18 protein-coding genes are annotated in these 22,696 nt (G+C 58.5%); 11 read left to right on the forward strand and 7 right to left on the reverse strand.

The genetic code is table 11. The annotated features are described in order from the left end of the window. Positions 1-280 precede the first annotated feature (280 nt). On the forward strand, positions 281-1,243 hold the full coding sequence (pbpG, locus tag ACL2XJ_RS15705) for a D-alanyl-D-alanine endopeptidase (RefSeq protein ID WP_413723748.1): 963 nt from the start codon (positions 281-283) through the stop codon (positions 1,241-1,243). 88 nt (positions 1,244-1,331) lie between these two features. On the opposite strand, the gene ACL2XJ_RS15710 is transcribed toward pbpG, so the two are convergent. The 4 genes from ACL2XJ_RS15710 to dld all read right to left on the reverse strand — a co-directional run bounded on the left by ACL2XJ_RS15710 (position 1,332) and on the right by dld (position 5,555). Further along, positions 1,332-2,018: a glutathione S-transferase family protein gene (locus ACL2XJ_RS15710; protein ID WP_413723749.1), complete on the reverse strand. Its 687-nt coding sequence runs from the start codon at positions 2,016-2,018 to the stop codon at positions 1,332-1,334. 53 nt (positions 2,019-2,071) lie between these two features. Then, the gene (locus tag ACL2XJ_RS15715; RefSeq protein WP_132922712.1) at positions 2,072-2,551 is read right to left on the reverse strand and encodes a GNAT family N-acetyltransferase; all 480 of its coding nucleotides are present in this window, start codon (positions 2,549-2,551) and stop codon (positions 2,072-2,074) included. Then, positions 2,551-3,537, reverse strand: coding sequence for a Gfo/Idh/MocA family protein (locus tag ACL2XJ_RS15720; RefSeq protein WP_413723750.1), 987 nt, complete (start codon positions 3,535-3,537; stop codon positions 2,551-2,553). Before ACL2XJ_RS15720 ends, ACL2XJ_RS15715 begins: the two co-directional genes overlap by 1 nt. A gap of 290 nt (positions 3,538-3,827) precedes the next feature. Then, entirely contained in the window at positions 3,828-5,555 is a 1,728-nt protein-coding gene (gene dld, locus ACL2XJ_RS15725; protein WP_413723751.1) for a D-lactate dehydrogenase, read from the reverse strand. A 386-nt stretch (positions 5,556-5,941) separates the two neighbouring features. On the opposite strand from dld, the gene bglX reads away from it, so the two are divergent. The 10 genes from bglX to ACL2XJ_RS15775 all read left to right on the forward strand — a co-directional run bounded on the left by bglX (position 5,942) and on the right by ACL2XJ_RS15775 (position 19,287). Next, on the forward strand, positions 5,942-8,233 hold the full coding sequence (bglX, locus tag ACL2XJ_RS15730) for a beta-glucosidase BglX (protein WP_413723752.1): 2,292 nt from the start codon (positions 5,942-5,944) through the stop codon (positions 8,231-8,233). 84 nt (positions 8,234-8,317) lie between these two features. Continuing rightward, a complete protein-coding gene (locus tag ACL2XJ_RS15735) occupies positions 8,318-9,190 on the forward strand; it encodes an oxygenase MpaB family protein (RefSeq protein ID WP_413723753.1) in 873 nt (290 codons plus the stop codon). A 148-nt stretch (positions 9,191-9,338) separates the two neighbouring features. Next, on the forward strand, positions 9,339-9,881 hold the full coding sequence (idi, locus tag ACL2XJ_RS15740; protein ID WP_132922707.1) for an isopentenyl-diphosphate Delta-isomerase: 543 nt from the start codon (positions 9,339-9,341) through the stop codon (positions 9,879-9,881). A 175-nt stretch (positions 9,882-10,056) separates the two neighbouring features. Continuing rightward, positions 10,057-10,938, forward strand: a complete 882-nt coding sequence (locus ACL2XJ_RS15745; RefSeq protein WP_413726901.1) for an ABC transporter substrate-binding protein — start codon at positions 10,057-10,059, stop codon at positions 10,936-10,938. Between the two features lie 30 nt (positions 10,939-10,968). After that, positions 10,969-12,123: an ABC transporter permease gene (locus ACL2XJ_RS15750; RefSeq protein WP_413726902.1), complete on the forward strand. Its 1,155-nt coding sequence runs from the start codon at positions 10,969-10,971 to the stop codon at positions 12,121-12,123. Continuing rightward, positions 12,120-13,085: an ABC transporter ATP-binding protein gene (locus ACL2XJ_RS15755; protein WP_413723754.1), complete on the forward strand. Its 966-nt coding sequence runs from the start codon at positions 12,120-12,122 to the stop codon at positions 13,083-13,085. Before ACL2XJ_RS15750 ends, ACL2XJ_RS15755 begins: the two co-directional genes overlap by 4 nt. Next, complete coding sequence (locus ACL2XJ_RS15760) at positions 13,063-13,794, forward strand: ABC transporter permease (protein ID WP_413723755.1); 732 nt, start codon at positions 13,063-13,065, stop codon at positions 13,792-13,794. Before ACL2XJ_RS15755 ends, ACL2XJ_RS15760 begins: the two co-directional genes overlap by 23 nt. A gap of 353 nt (positions 13,795-14,147) precedes the next feature. After that, on the forward strand, positions 14,148-16,292 hold the full coding sequence (gene dinG / locus ACL2XJ_RS15765; protein WP_413723756.1) for an ATP-dependent DNA helicase DinG: 2,145 nt from the start codon (positions 14,148-14,150) through the stop codon (positions 16,290-16,292). A 117-nt stretch (positions 16,293-16,409) separates the two neighbouring features. Further along, positions 16,410-17,396, forward strand: a complete 987-nt coding sequence (ybiB, locus tag ACL2XJ_RS15770; RefSeq protein ID WP_413723757.1) for a DNA-binding protein YbiB — start codon at positions 16,410-16,412, stop codon at positions 17,394-17,396. Positions 17,397-17,412: 16 nt separating this feature from the next. After that, on the forward strand, positions 17,413-19,287 hold the full coding sequence (locus ACL2XJ_RS15775) for a M3 family metallopeptidase (protein WP_413723758.1): 1,875 nt from the start codon (positions 17,413-17,415) through the stop codon (positions 19,285-19,287). A gap of 79 nt (positions 19,288-19,366) precedes the next feature. Here the strand turns inward: ACL2XJ_RS15775 and ACL2XJ_RS15780 are convergent, their stop codons facing one another. The 3 genes from ACL2XJ_RS15780 to ybiO all read right to left on the reverse strand — a co-directional run bounded on the left by ACL2XJ_RS15780 (position 19,367) and on the right by ybiO (position 22,606). Beyond that, positions 19,367-19,588 carry a hypothetical protein gene (locus ACL2XJ_RS15780; protein ID WP_132922700.1) on the reverse strand — a complete coding sequence of 74 codons (222 nt, stop codon included), beginning with the start codon at positions 19,586-19,588 and terminating at the stop codon, positions 19,367-19,369. A gap of 115 nt (positions 19,589-19,703) precedes the next feature. Beyond that, positions 19,704-20,339, reverse strand: coding sequence for a flavin reductase family protein (locus tag ACL2XJ_RS15785; protein ID WP_132922699.1), 636 nt, complete (start codon positions 20,337-20,339; stop codon positions 19,704-19,706). Between the two features lie 23 nt (positions 20,340-20,362). Next, a complete protein-coding gene (gene ybiO / locus ACL2XJ_RS15790; protein WP_413726903.1) occupies positions 20,363-22,606 on the reverse strand; it encodes a mechanosensitive channel protein in 2,244 nt (747 codons plus the stop codon). Between the last annotated feature and the right edge of the window lie 90 nt (positions 22,607-22,696).

Raw genomic sequence — 22,696 nt, forward strand, 5'->3', positions numbered from 1 at the left:
TCAGTTATATATCGCCTAAATGAATGCCGGAGAAGAGCTTATTATCGTTTATTCAAAGAGCGATGTTATAGCTTATTTAGCTCTTCCAGAGTTAATAAACTCTTTAACCCCAAGGAAAAGTCCGGTGATGGTTTTTTACGAAAATAAAAACATGTCAATTTTAATCGTACTTTTTTGGTGACAAAAAAATACAGGGTTGAGGAGATTTTCGTTTTCCGATAATCGGATATACTATGGCGTCATTCACTGCGGTCTCGCTGTCATTTTCAGGTAATGAATAATGTTATCTTTTTTTCGTGTCGTTTGTTTGGGTCTGTCGCTTTGTACGCTCGGTAATGGATTGATCGGCGACGCAGAGGCCGCCGTCAGTACGGAGCCGGCGCCGCTGACATCACCTTTGGTAATAGCCTCCGGCAGCGCCATTGTGGTGGATATGGCGGATAACCGTCTGCTTTATGCCGCCAATGCGGATAAAGTGGTGCCCATCGCTTCCTTGTCCAAGTTAATGACCGCCATTGTGGTGCTGGATGCGCATCAGCCGATGGATGAAATTATTTCTGTGGATATTCATCAGACGCCGGAATTGAAAGGCGTATTTTCACGGGTCAGGGTAGGGAGTGAAATCAGCCGGCACGATATGTTGCTGCTGGCGCTGATGTCTTCGGAAAACCGGGCGGCCGCCAGTCTGGCGCATCATTATCCCGGTGGTTATCCGGCGTTTATTGCCGCCATGAATGCGAAAGCCCGATCATTAGGCATGCTGCATACCCATTATGTGGAACCCACCGGGTTATCGGTTAATAACGTGTCGACGGCGCGGGATTTGTCCAAATTGCTTATTGCCAGTGAAAATTATCCGATGCTGAGCGAGCTGAGCACTACCCACGAGACGATGGCGAAGTTCCAGAATCCCCCCTATACCCTGCCGTTCCGTAACACCAATCATCTGGTTTACCGTCCCGACTGGGCGATTCAATTGACCAAAACCGGGTTTACCAATCTGGCGGGGCATTGCCTGGTGATGCGTACGGTGATCAATCATCGGCCGGTGGGGTTGGTGGTGCTGGACGCGTTCGGTAAATATACGCATTTTGCCGATGCCAACCGTATCCGCAGCTGGCTGGAAACCGGCAAGTCTTCGCCGGTGCCGGCGGCGGCTTTGGATTACAAGAAGCAGAAGGCCCGCCAGTCCGGCGTGACGGCGCAGAATAACAGCCGCGACCAGAACGGTATCGCGGATTAGGTCATTCCTTCCTTGGCGCGGTCTCCCTTCAACCGGCCCGTTGCACGATCGGTGATGGCGGGCCTACCGGGCCATGGGACGCTCTCCCTTATTGCGGGGTGCGCAGATCCGCCACGATGTCGCCGTACTGTGCGGCTTCTTCCTCATGGCTTTCATCCCGCCACTCTTCCGCCAGCGCCTGCCGATACCACTCTTCCATGGCCGGTAGTGCCAGCATGGTCTGGCACCAGCGCTGGGCGGCGGCGGACAGCGGCAGTCCATAACTTTGAATGCGAAAAACCACCGGGGCATAAAAGGCATCCGCGGCGCTGAAGTCAGGGCCGGCCAGGAACGGACCGCCAAACTGCGTCAAGCCCTGCTGCCATAGCGCATCCAGCCGGGCGAGATCGGCGTTTAATTCCGGCGGCAGCGCCGTCAGCTTTACCCGTATTCCGCAATTCATCGGGCACATGGTGCGAAGCCGGGTAAATCCGGCGTGCATTTCCGCCGCGGCGCACCGCGCCCAGGCCCGGGCCTGGTACTCCTCCGGCCAGACCCCGGCATGGATCTCCGCCAGATATTCGGCGATGGCCAGGGAATCCCATATTGCCATCGCGCCGTCATACAGCACCGGCACCCGGCCGGTGGGAGAAAAATGCTGAAAAACATCGGCGTTATTGTTGCCCTGAAACTGATGAGTCGTTTCAGCGAAAGGAATGTTCAGGGCTTTCATTAAAAGCCAGGGGCGCAGTGACCAGGACGAGTAATTCTTATTGGCGATATGCAGTTCATACACGATTCATCACTCCCTCGTATTCAGCATGGCGGCGTATGCCGTTCAAGCGACGATCATTTCTCTGACGGAGAACGGCAGGGGGATAGGGTCACTTTAAAACGGGGCGTGCGATAGCCGGGGACCGTACCGGAATCCACAATACCCTCTTCACGGGCGCCCATGCGCTGGAAAAACCCGGCGGCGGCCGGGTCGCAGTCAATCAGTAAACGCTTGGCTCCGGCCCGGTGCGCCGCTTTCAGCGACCAACCGAACAGCGCCTTGCCGATACCGTGTTTGGTCTTGTCCGGCGACACGAACAGTCGCTGGAGAAAAGCGATTTCATCCTCGAAGTAGAGCTGGGCGGCCCCCAGCAAGGTGCTGTCGGCCTCCGCCACGCAAATTGAGGTCTTTTCCATGTCCGAGGGACGAAACCTGAGCATCTCCCGGCACCCGCGCATAAACGCGTCGTCATAACCTGATAATGCTTTCGATTGCAAACAGAGCTCTGTGAGTTTTTCCAACTCATCAATACGGGCCGCTCTGAGCTGAAGCATCAACTTTTCCTCTCTTGGCAACGGTAAATCTGCAGCACCAGGTCGGTGGTCCGCCTGGCATCCTTACCGTCCGCCAGCGGCGTGGTTCCCCGTGCCACCGCCTGTTCAAAGTCCGCCAATACCGCGGCATGGCGTGAAAAATCGGTTACGGTCGGGCTGCTGGCGCCGGGGTCGTCGGCCGGAGGAACGGTGCTGGCGGGGTTATCAATGCCCTCTACATGCCAGTCGCTGATGCAATCGTTAAGCAGCGTAAACGTGCCTTTTGCACAGCTCACTTCCAGCCGCGGCGGATATCCCGGCGGGGCGCAGGTGGAGGCCACGATGGTGCCGATCATGCCGTTGTCATAGCGCAGCACTACCGCGCCGTGATCTTCGGCTTCAATCCGGTGGGCGAAGGTATCCAATTCGCCCTGTACCCGCGCGGGCATACCGAACAGCCAGATATAGTTATCGATATTGTGGCAGGCCTGCTGCATAAAGACGCCGCCGCCGTCGAGGGCATAGCCGCCGCGGTAATCGGCGCTGTCATAATAGCGCTGGTCGCGCCAGAAACGGCAGCTCAGATCGGCGGAGTAGATCCGGCCGAAGGCCCCTTGTTCCATCAGGGCTTTCACCGCCATGTTATCAGGGTTGGTCCGGCGCTGGTAACTGACCGCCAGGGTAACGTTTGCCCGGGCCGCCGCGTCGATCATGCCGTCCATCGCCCCTTGGGTGATATCCAGCGGTTTTTCCACCAGCACATGCTTGCCCAGGCGCGCGGCTTCGATGGCGCTTTGGTGGTGCAGGCCGTTTGGCGTGGTGATAATAACCGCGTCGAACGGACGATCGACCTCCGCCAGGGTCGGCCAGCAGGGCAAGCGGTAATCATTGTCTCCGGAGGTTTTGCTGCGTGATACAAACCCGATCAGTTCGCATGCCGGTAATGATTGCAGGGCGCTGATATAGGTTTTGCTGATATTGCCCGTTCCGATAATGACATATTTCATAAGTGATTCGGTGCCTTGTAGAAAAAGAAGAACCGATCATCCCTGAAGGCCATGATAACCGGCAGAAGACCCGGCATACTTCCTGGCGGGAGCGAGGCGCGTCTCCTGTGAGACAATCGTCAGCTCCCGTATAGACCGATCATGGCTTGTTACACTGCAAAGCAGTATTGCAAAGGTAATGGCGCTTGCCAAGCCCCCTGCCGCGACTAATGGATGAGACGCCGGAATTCTCCATAGGGCCGTCCGGCGTAACCTGTCTTGGGACGGCGTTCGCCGGCGTTATATCAGGATTATTTATGCTCAGCGGGTCCTTCGCCCCAATGCTTCAGTTTGCTGGTTTTACCGATGCCGGGATTGAAGCTGTTGGTGGGATCGGTTTGCCGGTAAAACGCCGCCAGCGACGGTTTTGCCTGGTAGAGGTGGCCGACGTTATGCTCGGCTGGATATTCGGCGTGCCGCTTGTCCAGCTCCTCCAGCATGCGCTGTTTGAGGGCGTGGCTGTCGACGCCCTTGGCGACGATATAGTCCTGGTGGAAGACATGGCACATGAAATGGCCGTAATAGAGTTTCGCCACCAACTGCCGGTCAATGTCCGGCGGCAGGGTTTCGAACCATTGGGTTTCATTGCGGGGCAGGGCGATATCCAGCGCCAGGATGTCCTCCACCTTGTCGCTATGGACGGCGTGATAACGGACAGCGGCGCCGGCGGCGGCGAAACGGTGTAAAAAGGCTTTGTTTCCTTCCTCCGGCGTGCAGGCAAAATAATCCCCCTCGGCCCGGGCGAAATAATCGGCCAGGTAATGGCGTGCCTCATCGATGCCGGCGCCGGACATTTTCAGCAGCAGGTGGTGTTCATAGCGATCCCGGTACTCTTTTATTCGTTGCGGCAGGTGGCTCGGCCAGAGCCGGCTTAGTCCCTGCAGGAAACGATCGCTGAGCTGCGAAGGCAGCCAGGACTGGGCGTTGAGGGTGGCGTCGACGCGTCCCTTCAGTTGAAACAGCCAGGGCATGCGATCGGTGCCCAGGCGGTTGATCATCACAAAGGTATCTTTACCGTAGGTCTCGGCGATATCGAAACAGTCCCGGTGCATATATTCCCCGGCCACCGGCAGTTGGCTGAAGCCGGAGAGGATATCCCGCCTCAGGGCGGTGAGCACTTGGGGGTCGTTGGTGCCGATATAGAACACCTGCTGCTGATCTTCGGCGGGGAAAGTATCCAGGCGCGCGGCGAAAACCGCCAGTTTACCGGCGCTGCCGGCGGCCTCGAACAGGCGGCGCCGGTCGGCATTGAACCGGGACGGGGTGTCGGCATCCACTTCCCGCACCCGCTGCGCATAGTCATGATCCGAACAGGCCCGCTGCGGCGGCAGAATATCCGTGGGCCCGTATTGTCCGTTCTCCAGCCGGGTCAGGATCTGTTCCGGCGTGCCCCCCAGTTCGATACCCAGATGGTTGACCAGAGTCAGGTCGCCGTCGGCATTGATTTGCGCATACAGCGCCATTTCGGTGTAGGCCGGCCCGCGTTTAACCAGTGAACCGCCGGAATTATTGCAAATGCCGCCGATAACCGATGCGCCGAGGCAGGAGGAACCGATGACCGAGTGCGGCTCGCGCCGGTAGGGTTTGAGCCGGTTTTCCAGCTCGTACAGCGTGCTGCCTGCCAGGGCGATGACCTGCTGTCCTTCGTCGATGACCTGGATGCCTCCCAGCCGCCGGGTACTGATTATCACCACCTCGCGGTCATAATCCGTGCCGTTGGGGGTGGACCCTTCCGTCAGTCCGGTGTTGGCCGATTGCATGATAATGACCTTATCGGCGGCGACGCAGGTTTCCAGAACCCGCCAAAGGGCAAGCAGCGAATCGGGCAGCACCACCGCCAGCGCCGGTCCGCTGCCGGAACGGAAACCCTTGCGGTAGCGCTGGGTTTGGCGCTCCCCGGTGAGCACATTATGCCTGCCGGCCAGGGTCTTGAGCTGTTCGATAAATATATGCGATGAATAAGGCGAACGTTGCGGCATGATAATGTCCCTTGATTATAATTTATACGGACGCGGCGCAGGCGGCGCACAGCCGCGGGAGCTGACCGACAGTTTAATCCAATATCGCCGCGCCGCCTTGATGGGTGCAGGTTCAGAGTGATTAACCAGCAGGATTTTTACCGGGCCTGTTATGCTGCTTTTATTATCATACATCTCGGTTAACAGGACGGCGGGATTTTCTGCCGCCGGCGCGGACGATTATTTCAGCACTCATCTGGAAACAAATGCTTTCAATAATTTAACCTTACCCTTTCGGCTTTGTGATGGGCTACACTGAGGCTAATAAATCTCGGTGGCATAGTGACAAAAACATCCATGACCGGGCTATATGCCCGGTTTGCTTTTGCGATTGTGAGAATAACGATATGAAATGGCTGTGTTCAATAAGCCTGTTTGTAGCATTAACGCTCAATTCCGCTTTGGCGGACAATACCCAGCTTCCTTCCCCCGATTTGCCCCGTGATGCTTATGTCAACGCATTGCTGCAAAAAATGACCCTGTCGGAAAAAATCGGCCAATTGCGCCTTATCAGCGTCGGACCGGACAATCCCAAAGAGGCCATCCGGGAAATGATAAAAAAAGGGCAGGTGGGGGCCATTTTCAACACCGTTACCCGTCCCGATATCCGGGCTATGCAAGACCAGGTCATGCAGCTGAGCCGCCTTAAAATTCCGTTATTTTTTGCTTATGATATCGTCCACGGTCAACGTACCGTGTTCCCCATCAGCCTCGGGCTGGCCGCCAGCTGGAATCTTGACGCGGTTGCCACCAGCGCGCGCATCGCGGCCTTTGAAGGCAGCGAGGACGGTCTGAACATGACCTGGGCGCCGATGGTGGACATTACCCGCGATCCCCGCTGGGGCCGGGTATCGGAAGGCTTGGGGGAAGATACCTTCCTGGCGAGTGAAATGGGCCGGGTGATGGTGTCGTCGTTCCAGGGCGATAATCCCGCCGGCCGGCACTCCCTGATGACCAGCGTCAAGCATTTCGCCCTGTATGGCGCGGCGGAGGGCGGCCGGGATTACAACACCGTCGACATGAGCCCGCAGCGGATGTTCCAGGATTACCTGCCGCCCTATAAAGCGGCGCTGGATGCCGGCAGCGGCGGCGTCATGGTGGCGCTGAACTCCATTAACGGCACTCCCGCCACCGCCAATACCTGGCTGCTGAAAGATCTGCTGCGCAGGCAATGGCATTTTTCCGGTATCGCCATCAGCGACCACGGCGCGGTTAAAGAATTGATTAACCACGGCGTCGCCGGTTCGCCGAAAGAGGCGGTGAAAATCGCGCTGGATGCCGGTATCGATATGAGCATGGGCGATATCTATTTCAGCCGCTATCTGCCGGAAATGATTAAAAGCGGCGAGGTCAGCGAGTCGGAGCTCGACGATGCCGTGCGCCACGTGCTGAATGTGAAATACGATATGGGACTGTTCCGCGATCCCTACAGCCATCTGGGGCCGGTGGGCAGCGATCCCAAGGATACCAATGCCGAAAGCCGTCTCCATCGCGCCGAGGCGCGTGAAGTGGCCCGGCAAAGCCTGGTCCTGCTGAAAAACCGCCTGCAGACCCTGCCGTTGAAAAAACAGGGCACCATCGCGGTTATCGGGCCGCTGGCGGACAGCCAGCGCGATATCATCGGCAGCTGGTCGGCGGCCGGTCGCATCGATCAGGCCGTTACGCTGCTGGCGGGAATACGCAACGCGGTGGCGGGAAAAGCCACCGTGGTCTACGCCAGGGGATCGAATATCACCGATCATAAAGATATGGTGGCTTTCCTCAACAGCTATGAAGTATCGGTGAAGCAGGATCCGCGCACGCCGCAGGCTATGCTGGACGAAGCGGTCAAGACCGCTGAACGGGCGGATGTGATCGTGGCGGCGGTGGGCGAGTCCCAGGGCATGGCCCATGAGGCTTCCAGCCGCAGCAATATCACCATTCCCGACGGCCAGCGCCGGCTGATTGACGCCTTGAAGGCCACCGGCAAACCGCTGGTGCTGGTGCTGATGAACGGACGTCCGCTGGCGCTGGTGCATGAAAATCAGCAAGCGGACGCTATCCTTGAGACCTGGTTCAGCGGCACCGAAGGCGGCAACGCCATCGCCGATGTGTTGTTCGGCGATTACAATCCTTCTGGTAAGCTCCCCATGTCGTTTCCGCGCTCGGTGGGGCAGATTCCCATTTATTACAATCACTTGCCTACCGGGCGGCCCTATAATCCCCAGGCGCCGGACAAATACACCTCGCATTATTTTGACGAGGCCAACGGTCCGCTCTATCCGTTCGGTTATGGCTTGAGCTATACCCGTTTCAGCGTCTCGGATGTGAGGCTGTCCAGTCCCACCATGCCTCGCGACGGCAGCATCAATGTCAGCGTGACCCTGACCAATACCGGCGATCGCGACGGCGATACCGTGGCCCAGCTTTATATTCATGATGTCAAGGCCTCCATCAGCCGGCCGGTGCAGATGTTAAGAGGGTTCCGGCAGGTGTTCCTGAAGGCCGGCGAATCGAAGCAGGTGACCTTCAAGCTCGATGCCGAGGCCCTGAAATTCTATAATCAACAGATGCAATGGGTGGCCGAGCCGGGCGCCTTCGATGTGATGGTGGGGCTGGACTCCGCCCGGGTCAAAACGGCCCGGTTCCAGCTGTTGTAATCAGGCCATGCGGCCAAATGGGATACCAGGATGCCCGAGACGGGTGCCGTCAGGTTTCATCCCATGCCGCGAATGAGAGGATAGATGGAGCGGTTGCGTCTGCTGATTGAAAAACAGGTGCTTGGGGTCAGCGGCGTGGCCCTGGGCAATATCGATTTTTCCCATCCGGCGGGAGATCCTGGGCTCTATGGTCCGGATTCGGTGGTCTGGCAGGTGCACGGCGATTTCACCTCGATGATGTGCGGCGGCATCAGCGCCTTGCTGCTGCAAATGCTGCATCCGTCGGCATTGGCGGGGGTTTGGGATCACTCTAATTTCCGCGAGGATATGTTGGGCAGGCTGCGGCGCACCGCGCAATTTATCTCCGGTACCAGCTTCGGGCCCCATGAGGCGGCCTGGGGGCTGATTGAAAAAGTGAAAGGAATCCATGAGCGCGTCAGCGGCGTGGACAGCCGCGGCGTTCCCTATCGGGCCAGCGATCCGGCGCTGCTCACCTGGGTGCATGTCGCCGAAGCCCATAGCTTTCTCTGCGCTCACCTGCGCTGGTGTAACCCGGCCCTCGGCGCCGGTGAACAGGACCGGTATTACCGGGAAGCGGCGCGGGTCGCCGAGGCGCTGGGGGGGGCGGATATCCCCGATAACCGGCGGGATGTGGCGCTGTATCTGCAAAAAATGCGGCCGGCGCTGCGCTGCGACGAGCGAACCCGCGAGGTGACCCGCCTGTTATTGAACGCGTCTTTGCCCGGCGGCCTGGCGGGACCGATGGGACGCCTGATGATGCGCGCCGGCATTGATCTCCTGCCGGACTGGGCCAGGGGCCAGATGCAGCTGGCCGGCACCCCCGGCGGCCCCTGGCTTATCGATCCCCCGGTACGCCTGCTGGCATGGGTTTTACGCTGGGCGGTACGCAACGGAGCCCGGCATCGCGCCATGGCGCGTGTCGGCCTAACATCCTAACTGCTGCTTTTAGTTAAACAGAGGTTAAATAAAACCGGTATCATTGCCAGGAAAGCGTGTTTTTTGAACTATTCTGCCGTTTGGCCGCAGATTTTTTATTTTTGCGCCGATAAACTCAAGGCAGAAAAATTCACCGAGGCATTAAGTTATGGCATTTACTGAAGTCATCCTGGTGGATGAGCGGGATCAGCCGGTGGGCCGCATGGAAAAGCTTAAAGCGCACCGGGAAGGGTTGCTGCACCGAGCCGTGACGGTCTATTTATTCAATCCCGAAGGCGATCTGCTGCTTCAGCAGCGGGCCGAAAGTAAATATCACTGCGGCGGATTATGGAGCAACACCTGCTGCGGTCATCCCATGCCGCGCGAGGAAACCGCGTCCGCGGCGCAACGGCGGCTCTATGAGGAGATGGGGCTCAATTGCGCCCTGACGCCGATCTTTACGCTGCAGTACCGTTTGCCCCTGTCCAACGGCCTGGTGGAGCATGAGTTGGGGCACGTCTTTTTCGGCATCAGCGGGCAGACGCCGAAACTTAATCCCGGCGAGGCCATGGCCTACCGCTATCAGCCGTTAACGGCGCTATTGGCGGAAACCCAGCGTGACCCGGCGCTGTTCACTCCGTGGTTTTTGCTCACGCTGCCCGACATTCCTCCTTATTTTAATGAGTTCCTGCGTTTAAGACATGCCGGGTAGTTCCGCCATTTTTGTATCCTGCAAAAGGTTCTATTCTTATACATTCTTTTTGGGTGAATAAATTCACATATGAACTATTATTTCAGTTACATATACCCCAAATAATAAACTTATAGGAACCCTCTTTATGGCCCTTATCTTTCATCAAGGACGTTTACTCGGCCTCGCCGCTATCATGCTGGGCATGACTCTGGGCGCGCAGGCGGCGGATCAACCGGTTCGTGTCGGTTCCAAAATAGATACCGAAGGCTCGTTGCTGGGCAATATCATCGTTCAGGTATTGGAATCCCACGGTGTCAAAACCATCAATAAATCGCAGTTGGGCACCACCCAGGTGTTACGGGGCGCCATTACTTCCGGTGAAATTGATATCTATCCGGAATATACCGGCAACGGCGCGTTCTTTTTCAATGATGACAAAGACCCGGCCTGGAAAGACGCCAATGCCGGCTATCAAAAAGTCAAAAAGCTCGACTACGATAAAAATCATATCGTGTGGCTTGATCCGTCGCCGGCCAATAACACCTGGACCATCGCTATCCGCGAGGATTTGGCGAAAGGACAGCATATCGATTCCCTTAGCGATTTAAGCCGCTATCTCAAGAGCGGCGGCAAGTTCAAGCTGGCGGCTTCCGCTGAATTCATCGAGCGTCCCGATGCCTTGCCGGCGTTTGAAAAGACCTATGATTTCAAACTCCAGCAGGATCAGCTGCTGTCCCTGGCCGGCGGCGATACCGCGGTCACCCTGAAAGCCGCGGCGGAACAGACCTCCGGCGTCAACGCCGCCATGGCCTACGGCACCGATGGTCCGGTGGCCGCCCTGGGGTTGCATACCCTGGCCGATCCTGACGGCGTACAGCCGATATACGCGCCGACCCCCATCATTCGCGAGTCGGTTTTAAAACAGCATCCCGATATAGCGCAGTGGCTAAAACCGGTCTTTGCCTCGCTGGATACGCAAACGCTGCAAAAGCTGAATGCCAGTATCGCGGTTGAGGGGCAAAACGCCAGCAAGGTCGCGGCGGATTACCTCAAGCAGAAAGGACTGATAAAATAATCCGGTTCCGGGCGCCGGGGAGAAAAGGGTATTTTGGTTAAAAATCCTGTACTGCTGACGCTGTTCATACTGCTGCTGGCGGCGGGGCTGCTGCTGCCGTTTGTCAATTATGCCCCCAACCGCCTGATGTCCGGCCGCGGCATCGGCCTGGAAGAACTGCTGACCGGCTACTGGCTCTGGCTGCCGGTACCGGCGCTGTTGGCCGGCGCCCTGTGCTTTATCACGCCGTCCCGGCCGCTCTCGGTGGCGGTGACGATACTGGCGGAGCTGCTGCTGTTCTGCCTGGTGGCGCTGGCGGGGAGCACGGCGGCCCGCTTGGCGGGACAGGGCGGTTATCTGGTGCGCACCTCCTTCGGCAGCGGATTCTGGCTGATGGCGGCGCTGTGCTTGCTGATGGCCGCGGATGCCATTGGCCGGGCCACGGCCAGCCATGCGCTGCGGGTATTGGCCAACGCGCAGCTCTGGCTGCCGCTGGCGCTGCTGCTGATGGCCGGTCGTCTGGACGAGCTGTCGCTGCTCAAAGAGTACGCCAATCGCCAGCAGGTTTTCCAGGCGGCCCTCGGCGAGCATTTGACCCTGCTGTTCGGTACCCTGGCGCCGGCCATACTCATCGGCATTCCGTTGGGTTTTACCTGCCATCACTCGGCCCGCTGGCGGCCGGCGCTGTTTTCCACCCTGAATATTATCCAGACCATTCCCGCCATCGCCCTGTTCGGCCTGCTGATTGCTCCCTTAAGCGGATTATCCGCCGCCTGGCCCTGGCTGCGGGACGCGGGCATCGGCGGAATCGGCCTGGCGCCGGCCCTGATTGCGCTGGTGCTTTATGCGTTATTGCCTCTGGTGCGCAGCGTGCACGCCGGTTTGCAGCAGGTCCCCGCCGAGGTGATTGAAACCGCTCTCGGCATGGGCATGACCCGCCCGCAGATTTTCCTGCGGGTGGAGGTGCCGCTGGCGCTGCCGATGATACTGTCCGGGATACGTATCATCGCGGTGCAGACGGTGGGCATGGGCATGGTGGCGGCGTTAATCGGCGCCGGCGGTTTCGGCGCCCTTATGTTCCAGGGGTTGCTCAGCAGCGCCCTGGAACTGGTGCTGCTGGGCGTTATCCCGGCCATCGCCCTGGCGGTGGTGGTGGATCAACTGTTTAAACTGATCGTTTCATTTCTTCACCAGGTGCGCCAATGATCCAATTTCAGCAGGTGAGCAAATATTTCCACGGCAAGCCGGCGGTGGAAGATCTGAATCTGAATATTGCCGCCGGTGAATTTACCGTGCTTATCGGCACCTCCGGTTCGGGCAAATCCACCACGCTGAAAATGATTAATCGCCTGATTGAACACGACCGGGGGAAAATCCTGTTCGCCGGTGATGAAATCCACAGTTTCAAGCCGCAGGAGCTGCGTCGCCGCATGGGTTACGCCATCCAGTCCATCGGATTGTTTCCACACTGGACGGTGGAACAGAACATTGCCACCGTGCCGCAACTGCTGAAATGGCCCCGGGGAAAAATACGCGATCGGGTGACTGAACTGCTTGAGCTGCTGCATCTGGACGCGGCGCAATTTCGCGGCCGTTATCCCCATCAATTATCCGGCGGCCAGCAGCAGCGGGTTGGGGTAGCCCGCGCCCTGGCCGCCGATCCGGAAGTCCTGCTGATGGATGAGCCGTTCGGCGCACTGGACCCGGTCACCCGCGGCGCGCTGCAACTGGAAATTGCCCGCATCCATCAACTGTCCGGCCGTACCATCGTGCTGGTCACCCACGATATCGACGAAGCGCTGGCCCTGGCGGATCGCATCGTGCTGCTGGATCAAGGCAAAATTGTCCAGCAAGGATCCCCTCGTCATCTGTTGACGCAGCCGGCCAATGCCTTTGTGCGACATTTCTTCGGCCAGAACGATATCGGCATCAAATTGCTGGGGCTGGGAGCGGCGGGAGATCGGGCCCATAAAGGAGAACGGCTGGAGGGGAAGGGCATTCCCGCCGATATGACCCTGCGGGAAGCCCTGTCGGAATTCGTGGCCCGCCGGACCGAACGATTGCCGGTGGTGGATGCGTCAGGCAACGCGGTGGGCGTGCTGCATATGGGCGACCTGGTTAACCCCACCGGGGAGGAGGCGTCCGATGCCGCGCCGGATACTCACTGATCCGCTGTTATGGTGTCTGTTGCTGCTGCTGGGCCTGATGTTCGGCATGCCGCGACTGGATGGCTTGTTCGCCTGGCTTTTCCCGGCTCTCGATCGTCCTGTATATCTGCAGGACAGTTTTGCCTCCCTGGCCTGGGCGCATCTGCAGCTGGTGCTGATATCCAGCGTTATCGCCGTGCTTATCGGCGTGGGGGCCGGCATCGGCGTAACACGCCCGGCGGGTATTGAATTCCGCTCGCTGGTGGAGACGGTAGTGGCGGTGGGCCAGACCTTTCCGCCGGTGGCCGTGTTGGCTGTTGCGGTGCCGGTAATGGGGTTCAGCGAACAGCCGGCCATTATCGCCCTGGTGCTGTACGGTCTGCTGCCCATCGTACAGGGCACCATCACCGGCATTGAATCGGTGCCGGATTCCATCCTTGAGACCGCCACCGGCGCCGGCATGACCCGCCGCCAAATATTAACCCGGGTGGAGTTACCGCTGGCGGCGCCGGTGATCATCACCGGTATCCGCACCTCGGTTATCATCAATATCGGCACCGCCGCCATCGCCTCCACCGTGGGCGCCAAGACCCTCGGCACGCCGATCATCATCGGCCTGAGCGGCTTTAACACCGCCTATGTGCTCCAGGGCGCGATATTGGTGGCGCTGTTGGCCATCATAAGCGACATGCTGTTCGAACGCGCCCTGGCGGCCCTACGCCACCCCTAGGGCGCGCCCGTCAGCTATGAACGATGATGATATAACCCGCCAGCATCACGCCGCCGATACCGCCGAGGGCCATAAGGGATATCACGCTGAAAACGACGGCTCTGGTGAAATTCATACATTTCCTTAATGCGGGGCAAGCGACCATTATAAAGCCTGCCGCCCCCGATACAAGCGCCCCACAGCACGGTAAGCCCGCTAACACCTTGGCATGGACCGGGGGTGTTAATGGTCACCCTAGCCGTCTTTATGCTATCCAAATTGCGATGCCCCCTGAAGATATAGCCAGTATCGGGCTGACGCCGCGTGCGGTCTGTGTGACAATAGCCATACCTGCACTCGGAAAATAGTAATCCATGCCGCTGTCCGTCGCCGCCAAAGCGCAAATCCACGATTGGTATAAAGCGCTGCAAAAACATATACCGGATTTTATATCCCGTACCCCCCAACGCCAGATGATCGCCGAAGTGGCCAGGGCGCTGGCGGGGGATATCGAACGCCACCTGGTGATCGAAGCCCCCACCGGGGTAGGGAAAACCCTCTCCTATCTGATACCAGGCATCGCCATAGGCCGTGCCGAAGAAAAACCGCTGGTGGTGAGCACCGCCAATGTCGCGCTGCAGGATCAAATTTTCAATAAAGACCTGCCGCTGCTGAAAAAGCTGATTCCCGACCTGAAGTTTACCGCTGCCTTCGGCCGCCGGCGCTATGTCTGCCCGCGCAATCTGGCGGCGATGGCCGCCGATGCGGTTTTCCAAGGCGATTTAAAACTGTTTCTCGATGACGAACTGGCGCCGGCCAGCGGGGCGGAACAGGCGATATGCGTAAAAATGCAGCAGGCGCTCACCGGCTTTGCCTGGGATGGCCTGCGGGATCACTACTCCCGCTCGGTGGACGATCCCTTATGGAACAAATTGAGCACCGACAAAGCGAACTGTCTCGGACGTAATTGCCATTATTTCCGCGACTGTCCGTTTTTCATTGCCCGCAAGGAAATTGAGCACGCCGACGTGGTGGTGGCCAATCATGCGCTGGTGATGGCGGCCCTGGACAGCGAATCGGTGCTGCCCGGCCCCAGGGATATGCTGCTGGTGCTGGATGAGGGCCATCATTTGCCCGATGTGGCCCGCGATGCGCTGGAAATGTCCGGCGAAATTACCCCAGGCTTCGTTGCCCATCAATTGGACCAGTTTATGCGCCAGACCGAACAGACGCTGGCGCAGTTCAAACCCGCCAAGCCGCCGCTGTTGAGCGAGAGCGAACGGCTGAAGAATCATTGCGATGAAATTCGCGAACTGGCGCTGCAGTTTGAACGGCAGGGAACAGCGTTTCTGCCCCGCGACAGCGTGGCGGGCGAATACCGTTTCGCCATGGGCCAACTGCCGGAAGAAATGAGGGAGGCCGCCGCCCGTTTATATAAGCTGGCGGATGCGCTGCGCATGCTGGCGGAGTTTTTCCTAAACGATTTGAGCGAAAAGACCGGCAAGCAAGATATCGTCAGGCTGCATCAGGCGCTATTGCACACCAGCCGCATCCTCGGCTATTGGGAATCCACCAGCCGGTTATGGAAACTGGCGGCTCAGGAGAAAGCCTCCAACGCCCCCATTTCCAAATGGCTGACCCGGGAAATGTTCGACAACGGCGCCCATGTTTATCTGCACTGCGTCGGCATTCGGGTGAGCGACCAGTTGGAAAAGCTGCTCTGGTCGAAGATCCCCCACGCGATAGTGACCTCCGCCACGCTGCGATCCCTGAACAGTTTCGACCGGCTGCAGGAGCTTAGCGGCCTGCAGGAGCGGGCCGGCGACCGGTTTGTCACTCTGGCCTCGCCCTTTGATCACCGTCACCAGGGCAAGCTGGTGATCCCCCGGATGCTCACCGAACCGGTAATGGCGACGGAAGGAGAGCATCTGGCGGAAATGGCGCGTTTTTTCCGCGGCGAGCTGGCCATGGGGCGGCATCACGGCATTCTGGTGCTGTTTGCCAGCCACCGCGCCATGCAGGCGTTCCTGACCCATGTGACGGAGCTGCGGCTGCTGTTATTGGTCCAGGGGGATCAGCCGCGCTACCGTCTGATAGAAGAACACCGCAAACGGGTGGATCAGGGCAAAACCAGCGTTCTGGTGGGGCTGCAGTCTTTTGCCGAAGGGCTGGATCTCAAAGGCGAACTGCTGACGCAGGTCCATATCCACAAAATCGCCTTTCCCCCTATCGACAGCCCGGTGATCCTCACCGAGGGCGAGTGGCTTAAAAGCCAGAAACGGCACCCGTTTGAAGTACAAAGCCTGCCCAGCGCCTCATTCCAGCTGATCCAGCAGGTGGGTCGCCTGATCCGCAGCCATGCGTGCACCGGCGAAATCGTGATTTATGACCGGCGCCTGCTGACCAAATCCTACGGCGCGCGGTTACTGGCGGCGCTGCCGGTATTTCCCATCGAGCAGCGTTCGATGCCGGAAGAGCCCATTCCTGCAGAACCGATTGAAAAAAGGCCCCGTCTGTGACTATGCTCGTCCTGACACGGATCTCAACGCCCGCCCCGGCAGGTAGTCGGATGTAAACCCGGCGGCGTTGCGGCGAGACGGAAGTGAAACTATATCAAGGGCGGATCACCATCGGTTATGGATTTTAGCAAAGTCATCAAAGAAGTAGGGCGCGGAAAAAACCATGCCCGCGACCTGGACCGTCAAACGGCTTTTGAACTGTACCGCGCCATACTGGCGGGAGAGGTGCCGGAGCTGGAGCTGGGCGGATTGCTGATTGCCTTTCGCATCAAGGGCGAAGCCGAAGGGGAAATGCTGGGGTTTTACCAGGCGATGGAAGAACGGGTCATGGCCCTGCAGGCGCCGGCGGATATGCCGCCTCCCATCGTGATTCCCAGCTATAACGGCGCGCGCAAGCAGGCCAATCTGACCCCTTTGCTGGCATTGGCGCTGTCCCGTCTCGATTTTCCGGTGGTGGTGCACGGTGTGACCGAGGATCCGGGACGGGTCACCAGCGCGGAAATTTTCCGGGCGCTGGACGTGCCCTGGCAGGAATCCCAGGCCGGGGCGCAAAGCGCGCTGGTGATGGGGCGGCAGCCGGTATTTATCCCGATCCGCCTGCTCTGCCCGGCGCTGGACGGCCAGCTTAAGCTGCGCTGGCGCATGGGGGTCAGGAACAGCGCCCATACCCTGGCGAAACTGGCCACCCCCTTCCATCATCACCTGCACTGGCGCCTGGCCAGCGTCTCCCATCCCGAATATATCACGCGGGTGGGCGACTTTTTCAAAGCCATCAACAGCAGCGCCCTGTTGATGAACGGCACCGAGGGCGAATCTTACGCCAACCCGCAGCGGCTGAGTAAAATCTTCGGCCTGTACCAGGGTGAACAGCAATTACTGCTTGACCCGTCGTTATATCCTTTGCCGCCGCTGGAAGCGCTGCCCGCCGATCGGGACGCGGCCGCTACCGCCCGCTGGACGCAAGCCTGCCTGCGCGGCGAGTTTGCCCTGCCGCAATCGATCCGGCTGCAGCTGGCCTGCTGTCTGGCGGCCACCGGGCGATCGTTATCCATGGCGCAGGGTCTGGACTATGTGGACGGCGTATTCAGCCGCCCCCGAGGCTAATCTGAGAGAGTATATCATGCAGCAAGTGATTGATTATTTTGACGCGCTGAATCGCGACTATCTGGCGGTCCATCAAACCAAAGAGGACCTGTTCTGGCAAAATTATATGGCCACCGGCGGCGATGATGTGCCCGCGCGGTTCGAACGGGCGGAACAGGCCTACAAGCGTTTTATCGCCGACCCCAAGCGCCCCGCCCAAATCCGGGCGCAAATCGAATGGTTGGAACGCTCGCCCGAAAGCAGCCAGAGAGATGAATTGCTGCACGGCCTGCGCGGCTGGGCGCGTTTTTTTGACTGCAATGTCATTGAAGATGACCAGGCGTTATCCCTGATGGACGATATTGTCGCGGCGGAAAACGATTTGTACGCCCGGCGCAAAACCTTCCAGCTGACCCACCTGAATGACCAGGGCGAACGCGTGCCGGCGACCCTGGGCGAACTGCTGACCAACCAGGCCAACAACGCCGATGAAACCTATCGCCGAAGTTCGCAGCAGGCCTTGCGGGAGCTGGAGCAGTGGCTGCTGCATAACGGCTTCCCCACCCTGGTGCGCCTGCGCAATCGCTTTGCCCGGCAGATGGGCTATCGGAACTACTTTGATTATAAAGTGAATAAAACCGAGCAGATGACGCCGGAGCAGCTGTTCGCCATTCTGGACTCTTTTGAACAGCAGACCCGGGAAGCCAACCTGCGCAGCCTGCGGCAATTGGCGGAGGAGAAAGGCCAGGATGCGTTAGCGCCCTGGAATATCCGTTATGCCACCGCCGGCGATGTGACCCGCCAGCTCGATCCCTACCTGCCGTTTGCCGAGTCCCTGCGGCGTTGGGTCGACAGCTTCAAACGGCTGCACATCGGTTTCAACGGCGCGCAGCTGCAGCTTGATCTGCTGGTGCGTAAAAACAAATATGAAAACGGTTTTATGCACGGACCTGTGCCGCCGTTCCGGCAGCATGAAACGTGGATCCCGGCCCGCATCAACTTCACCAGCCTGGCCAAGCCGGACCAGGTGGGCAGCGGCATCAGCGGCATCAATACGCTGTTTCATGAAGGCGGCCACGCCGCGCATTTCGCCAATATCCGGCAGAATGCCCCCTGTTTTTCCCAGGAGTTCCCGCCCACCTCCATGGCATATGCCGAAACGCAATCCATGTTTTGCGACAGCCTGCTGGATGACGCCGACTGGTTGAAACGCTATGCCCGCAACGGCAACGGCGCGCCGCCGCCGGATAGCTTGATCCAGGCGCTCATCGCCGCCCGGCAGCCGATGCGGGCCTTCAATGAACGTCATATTCTGCTGGTGCCCTATTTCGAATGGGCCCTTTATCAATGGGACGACGAACAGCTGACGCCGGAGGCGATTACCCGGCTGGCGCGGGAGTGCGAGCAGCGAATTCTCGGCATCAGCGGCAGCCCGCGTCCGCTGCTGGCCATACCCCATTTGTTATCCCAGGAGTCGGCCTGTTCCTACCAGGGCTATTTGCTGGCGCTGATGGCGGTGGAACAGACCCGGCATTATTTCCTGCAGCGCGACGGCTATCTCACCGACAATCCCGCCATCGGTCCGGATCTGGCCCGCCATTATTGGCAGCCGGGCAACAGCGTGACCCACGACGACACCCTGCGCAGCCTGACCGGCGAGGGCTTTAATCCGGCCTATCTGGCGCAAAGCTGCAATCAAACGGTGGAGGAGGCCTGGCAGCAGGCGCAAATGAGCATTGCGCAGAGCGAAAAACGGGCGCAGCCGGCGGCCGATTTTAACCTCGACGCGCGGATAACCATTATCGACGGTGAGCGGGTACTGGCGTCCAATGCCCGCAGCGATGAAGACATGTGCCACCGGTTTGCCGAGACGATCCGGCGGGAATATGGTCCCAAGACCGCATCCGCATAAAGAAGTCCGTAGAGTAAGGGTGGGGAGATGGCGCGATGCGATACCCCAAACGGGCGCATCGCTATGGGATTATAGCCGTTTAGTCTTTATGATAAACCGGGCTGTAACCCTCCATCGCCTGGCTTTTCCCAGGCACAAATACCTGGCGCGGACAGCTGCCGGCCGTGTCGGCGGTGGTTTTGCTGATACAGGCGCTGTCGGTGCGCGGGTTGCGCGGCATATCCGGCAGCCGATACGCCGGAGCGCCATAGGCGGCGGCGCTGGAAATCGCGAGCAGGGCGGCGATAAATCTAAGTTTCATAATAATCACGTTGTAAATTATACCATAACGAATGCTTATACTACGCCCATCAGGTATTTTTTTCCGTGGCGATTATTGACGAAATATGTCAGAAAATTTGAACGAACATGGCTGGCTATTTCCTGTCGTCGGGCCGGATAAGATCGAAGCGCTGCTGCTCGGATATGCCGTAATAAGCGCTCGGCCCGCCGCCGCGCAAAATCGGCTGGGCGGCGGTGGTTTGGTAGACGCCGTGCTCGTCAATCAAAGCTTTATCGATATGCACCGCCACCACTTCACCCAATACCAGCCAGCTTTCCAATTGCATACCCTCAGCGTCCAGCAGCCGGATGATTTGCGATAACCGGCATTCAAAATTCACCGGGCTTTCCGCCACCCTATGGGCGGCGACCCGAGTGCCTCGTACCGGCGTCAGCCCGGAAAAACCGAATTCATCCTCGCCGGCGGCCAGCGAGGCCGAACTTTCATTCATGGCCTGCGCCAGCGGGCGGGTCGCCAGGTTCCAGACAAATTCGCCGGTGGCGTTGATATTGGCCACGCTGTCTTTCCACCCCACGCTGCAAAAGCCGATGATGGGCGGATGATAGTTGAAACAGTTAAAAAAACTGTACGGCGCCAGGTTACGCTGCCCCTGGGGATTAACCGAGGCTATCCAGCCGATGGGGCGGGGGGCGATAATGGAATTCAGCGGATCGTGCGCCAGACCGTGTCCCTGTCTGGGTTCGTAATAATGATACTCTGGTTGATTCATCTTTACTCCAGGTGTGCTGCTTGTTAAGCGTTAGGGGCGGGGGGCGGCAGGCCATCATTGGCCGCTTCATGGACATTATTCCGCGTCGCGGCGGCGGAAATGATTTGCACCGCCTGATAGGGCGGCCGTATACCCGCTGCTTCAAAATGGTTTTTCACCAGACCGTCCAGAGTAAATCTCACCGTCCATTGTTTCAATGCTTGGGTGGTAAAAGATACCCGGACGGTAAAGGACTGATTGGTTAAACCCACCACACCGCCGAAATTGGGCTCGCCGATAACCATGGAACGAATATCCTCTTTGCTCATCAATTCAGTCACCGCGTCCCGCAGCGCCTGGTTGACGCGATCGATATCCTCATCGCGATTGACATCATAATTGGCCACGAATGAGCCGATGCCGCGCACAAAATTGGCGAAAGTGGTAATGGATGAAAAAGGAATGATGAAATAGGCGCCGGTATCTTGGCGTACGCCCACCGAACGGATGGTCATTCTTTCCACCACCCCGGTAATATCGCCGATGGTCACCAGATCGCCGGTATTCATGCCGTTTTCAAATTGGATAAACACACCGGTGATAACATCCTTCACCAGCGTCTGGGCGCCGAAGCTGATGGCCAGGCCCAGGGCGCCGGCGCCCGCCAGCAGCGGAGCGATATTCACGCCGATTTCGGAAAGGATGATCATGATGGTAATGGTGCTGATGATAACCGACAGGGCATTGCGAAACAGCGTCAACAACGTGCGGGTCCGGGCGCTGGGCTGGGGCCGGCCGTGGGCATCGGTGGCCAGCCGGTTTTCGATAATGCTGGCCAGCAAGGTCCAGCCGAGGGCTGAAAAAATCAGGATTATGAAAATCCGCAGCAGCGCGTCCACGATGCGGGCGCCGAAATCGCCGGTAAGCCAGTTGCGCAGGTTGAACAAATGCCAGGCGTCCAGCAATAGCAGCATCACGGCAAATACCACCAGCACCCGGCAAATTTTCAGCGCGCTGGAGACATAAACGTTAAGTCGCTGCTGCAGCTGCGGATAGTTGCGCCGGGCATCCGGCGAGAGGGTGATATGCCGCGAAATCCAGCGGGTCAATAATCCGGAGATCAGCGCCCCCACGCTGATGATCATCAGGCTTTTCACCGTGGCGGTAACCATGAATTTCAGACTATTGCCAGGGTCGAACTGGGTCAGTAAAAACAGCATGACAAAATATGCCACCGCCAGCCAATGCCAAATCAGGCTGAAGGCACGGATAAACACGCTGAAGAAAGCCAGCGAGCGGTTGGCAAACTGCTCCAGTTCCTTTTGAATATTGCGTTTATTGCGCACGATCAGCCAGAGCACATAGGCGGTGGTGGCGAGCATAATGATAAAATTCACCAGCGCCGCCGTTTGGGTATTGATTTGATTGGCAATGATCGGCACGATGACCATGGCGCTGTAGCCGATAAAGCCGCTCACCAGACTCAGCCGATGATTCCAATAACGGGCGCTTTTATCGGACATCGGCAAGCGCCGCAATTCGGGATAGCGCGGACAAAAAATCATTCGCAGCAAGGTCTTGAACAGCTCCATCACCGCAAAGGCATTGAGGAACAGACTTAACTGCCGGGCAATGGTCCGGCTGTCCGCGTTCAGATACTCCGTCAGAAACTGCCCGAGCATAACCGCCGCCAACAAAATGATCATTTCCACGGCAAACGCGCCGAATACCGCCGATATGCGTTTTACGCCGCTTTTATATTTATCATTGGCAGTATGACCCCACCGGCCCAGCCGGTGCAGCAGCGGGGTAACGAGCCACCGGCAGAAAAAATAAAAGGCGAAGGTGGCGACGGACAACAGAGCGAACCGGCTCAAGGCCAGCATAAACACCGCCCGGTTAAACGTATGCTGTGGCGCCGAGGTGATATTTTTGCTTAAGGTGTTCAGCTTCGCCGCCAGGGCGTGGCTGTAAAAGCGCGTAATGTCGGTTACGCTGTCCAATAGCGTCGGGGTGTCCTTTTCTTCATCAGCGGGGGCCAGTAAGGGGGCGGCCTGGCTGGGCTGGCCTTGGGCGGCGGCACGCAGCTGTTTGATAAGCTCTGTTCGGGCGGCGTCGTTATTAAGGATATCCGCCAGGGCGGCGTAAGCGGCTTTTTCATCCGCCGGACTCGGCGGGTTGACGTTGGTGGCGGAGGGCGCGGCGGCGGCCGGTGCCGCTGGTGTCGCCGGAGCGGCGGCGGTGAGTTTTGAAAGGTAGGGCAAAGAGGCCGCGTGAAGCGAAGGCATAACCAGTAAACAACCTAACAGCAGCAGCGCGCCCGCTTTCCGCCAATACGTTCTGCGGCATGATAATGCCGACACGCGGGTAAAAACCGG

Source organism: Sodalis sp. RH16 (genome assembly GCF_047324245.1).
Classification (GTDB): Bacteria; Pseudomonadota; Gammaproteobacteria; order Enterobacterales; family Enterobacteriaceae; genus Acerihabitans; species Acerihabitans ligni.

Bases quoted from the DNA above. Each gene is read 5' to 3' on its own strand.
- pbpG (WP_413723748.1), top strand. From the start codon at position 281: ATGTTATCTTTTTTTCGTGTCGTTTGTTTGGGTCTGTCGCTTTGTACG.
- ACL2XJ_RS15715 (WP_132922712.1), bottom strand. From the start codon at position 2,551: ATGCTTCAGCTCAGAGCGGCCCGTATTGATGAGTTGGAAAAACTCACA.
- ACL2XJ_RS15720 (WP_413723750.1), bottom strand. From the start codon at position 3,537: ATGAAATATGTCATTATCGGAACGGGCAATATCAGCAAAACCTATATC.
- dld (WP_413723751.1), bottom strand. From the start codon at position 5,555: ATGCCGCAACGTTCGCCTTATTCATCGCATATATTTATCGAACAGCTC.
- bglX (WP_413723752.1), top strand. From the start codon at position 5,942: ATGAAATGGCTGTGTTCAATAAGCCTGTTTGTAGCATTAACGCTCAAT.
- ACL2XJ_RS15735 (WP_413723753.1), top strand. From the start codon at position 8,318: ATGGAGCGGTTGCGTCTGCTGATTGAAAAACAGGTGCTTGGGGTCAGC.
- idi (WP_132922707.1), top strand. From the start codon at position 9,339: ATGGCATTTACTGAAGTCATCCTGGTGGATGAGCGGGATCAGCCGGTG.
- ACL2XJ_RS15745 (WP_413726901.1), top strand. From the start codon at position 10,057: ATGCTGGGCATGACTCTGGGCGCGCAGGCGGCGGATCAACCGGTTCGT.
- ACL2XJ_RS15755 (WP_413723754.1), top strand. From the start codon at position 12,120: ATGATCCAATTTCAGCAGGTGAGCAAATATTTCCACGGCAAGCCGGCG.
- ACL2XJ_RS15760 (WP_413723755.1), top strand. From the start codon at position 13,063: ATGCCGCGCCGGATACTCACTGATCCGCTGTTATGGTGTCTGTTGCTG.
- dinG (WP_413723756.1), top strand. From the start codon at position 14,148: ATGCCGCTGTCCGTCGCCGCCAAAGCGCAAATCCACGATTGGTATAAA.
- ybiB (WP_413723757.1), top strand. From the start codon at position 16,410: ATGGATTTTAGCAAAGTCATCAAAGAAGTAGGGCGCGGAAAAAACCAT.
- ACL2XJ_RS15775 (WP_413723758.1), top strand. From the start codon at position 17,413: ATGCAGCAAGTGATTGATTATTTTGACGCGCTGAATCGCGACTATCTG.
- ACL2XJ_RS15780 (WP_132922700.1), bottom strand. From the start codon at position 19,588: ATGAAACTTAGATTTATCGCCGCCCTGCTCGCGATTTCCAGCGCCGCC.
- ACL2XJ_RS15785 (WP_132922699.1), bottom strand. From the start codon at position 20,339: ATGAATCAACCAGAGTATCATTATTACGAACCCAGACAGGGACACGGT.
- ybiO (WP_413726903.1), bottom strand. From the start codon at position 22,606: ATGCCTTCGCTTCACGCGGCCTCTTTGCCCTACCTTTCAAAACTCACC.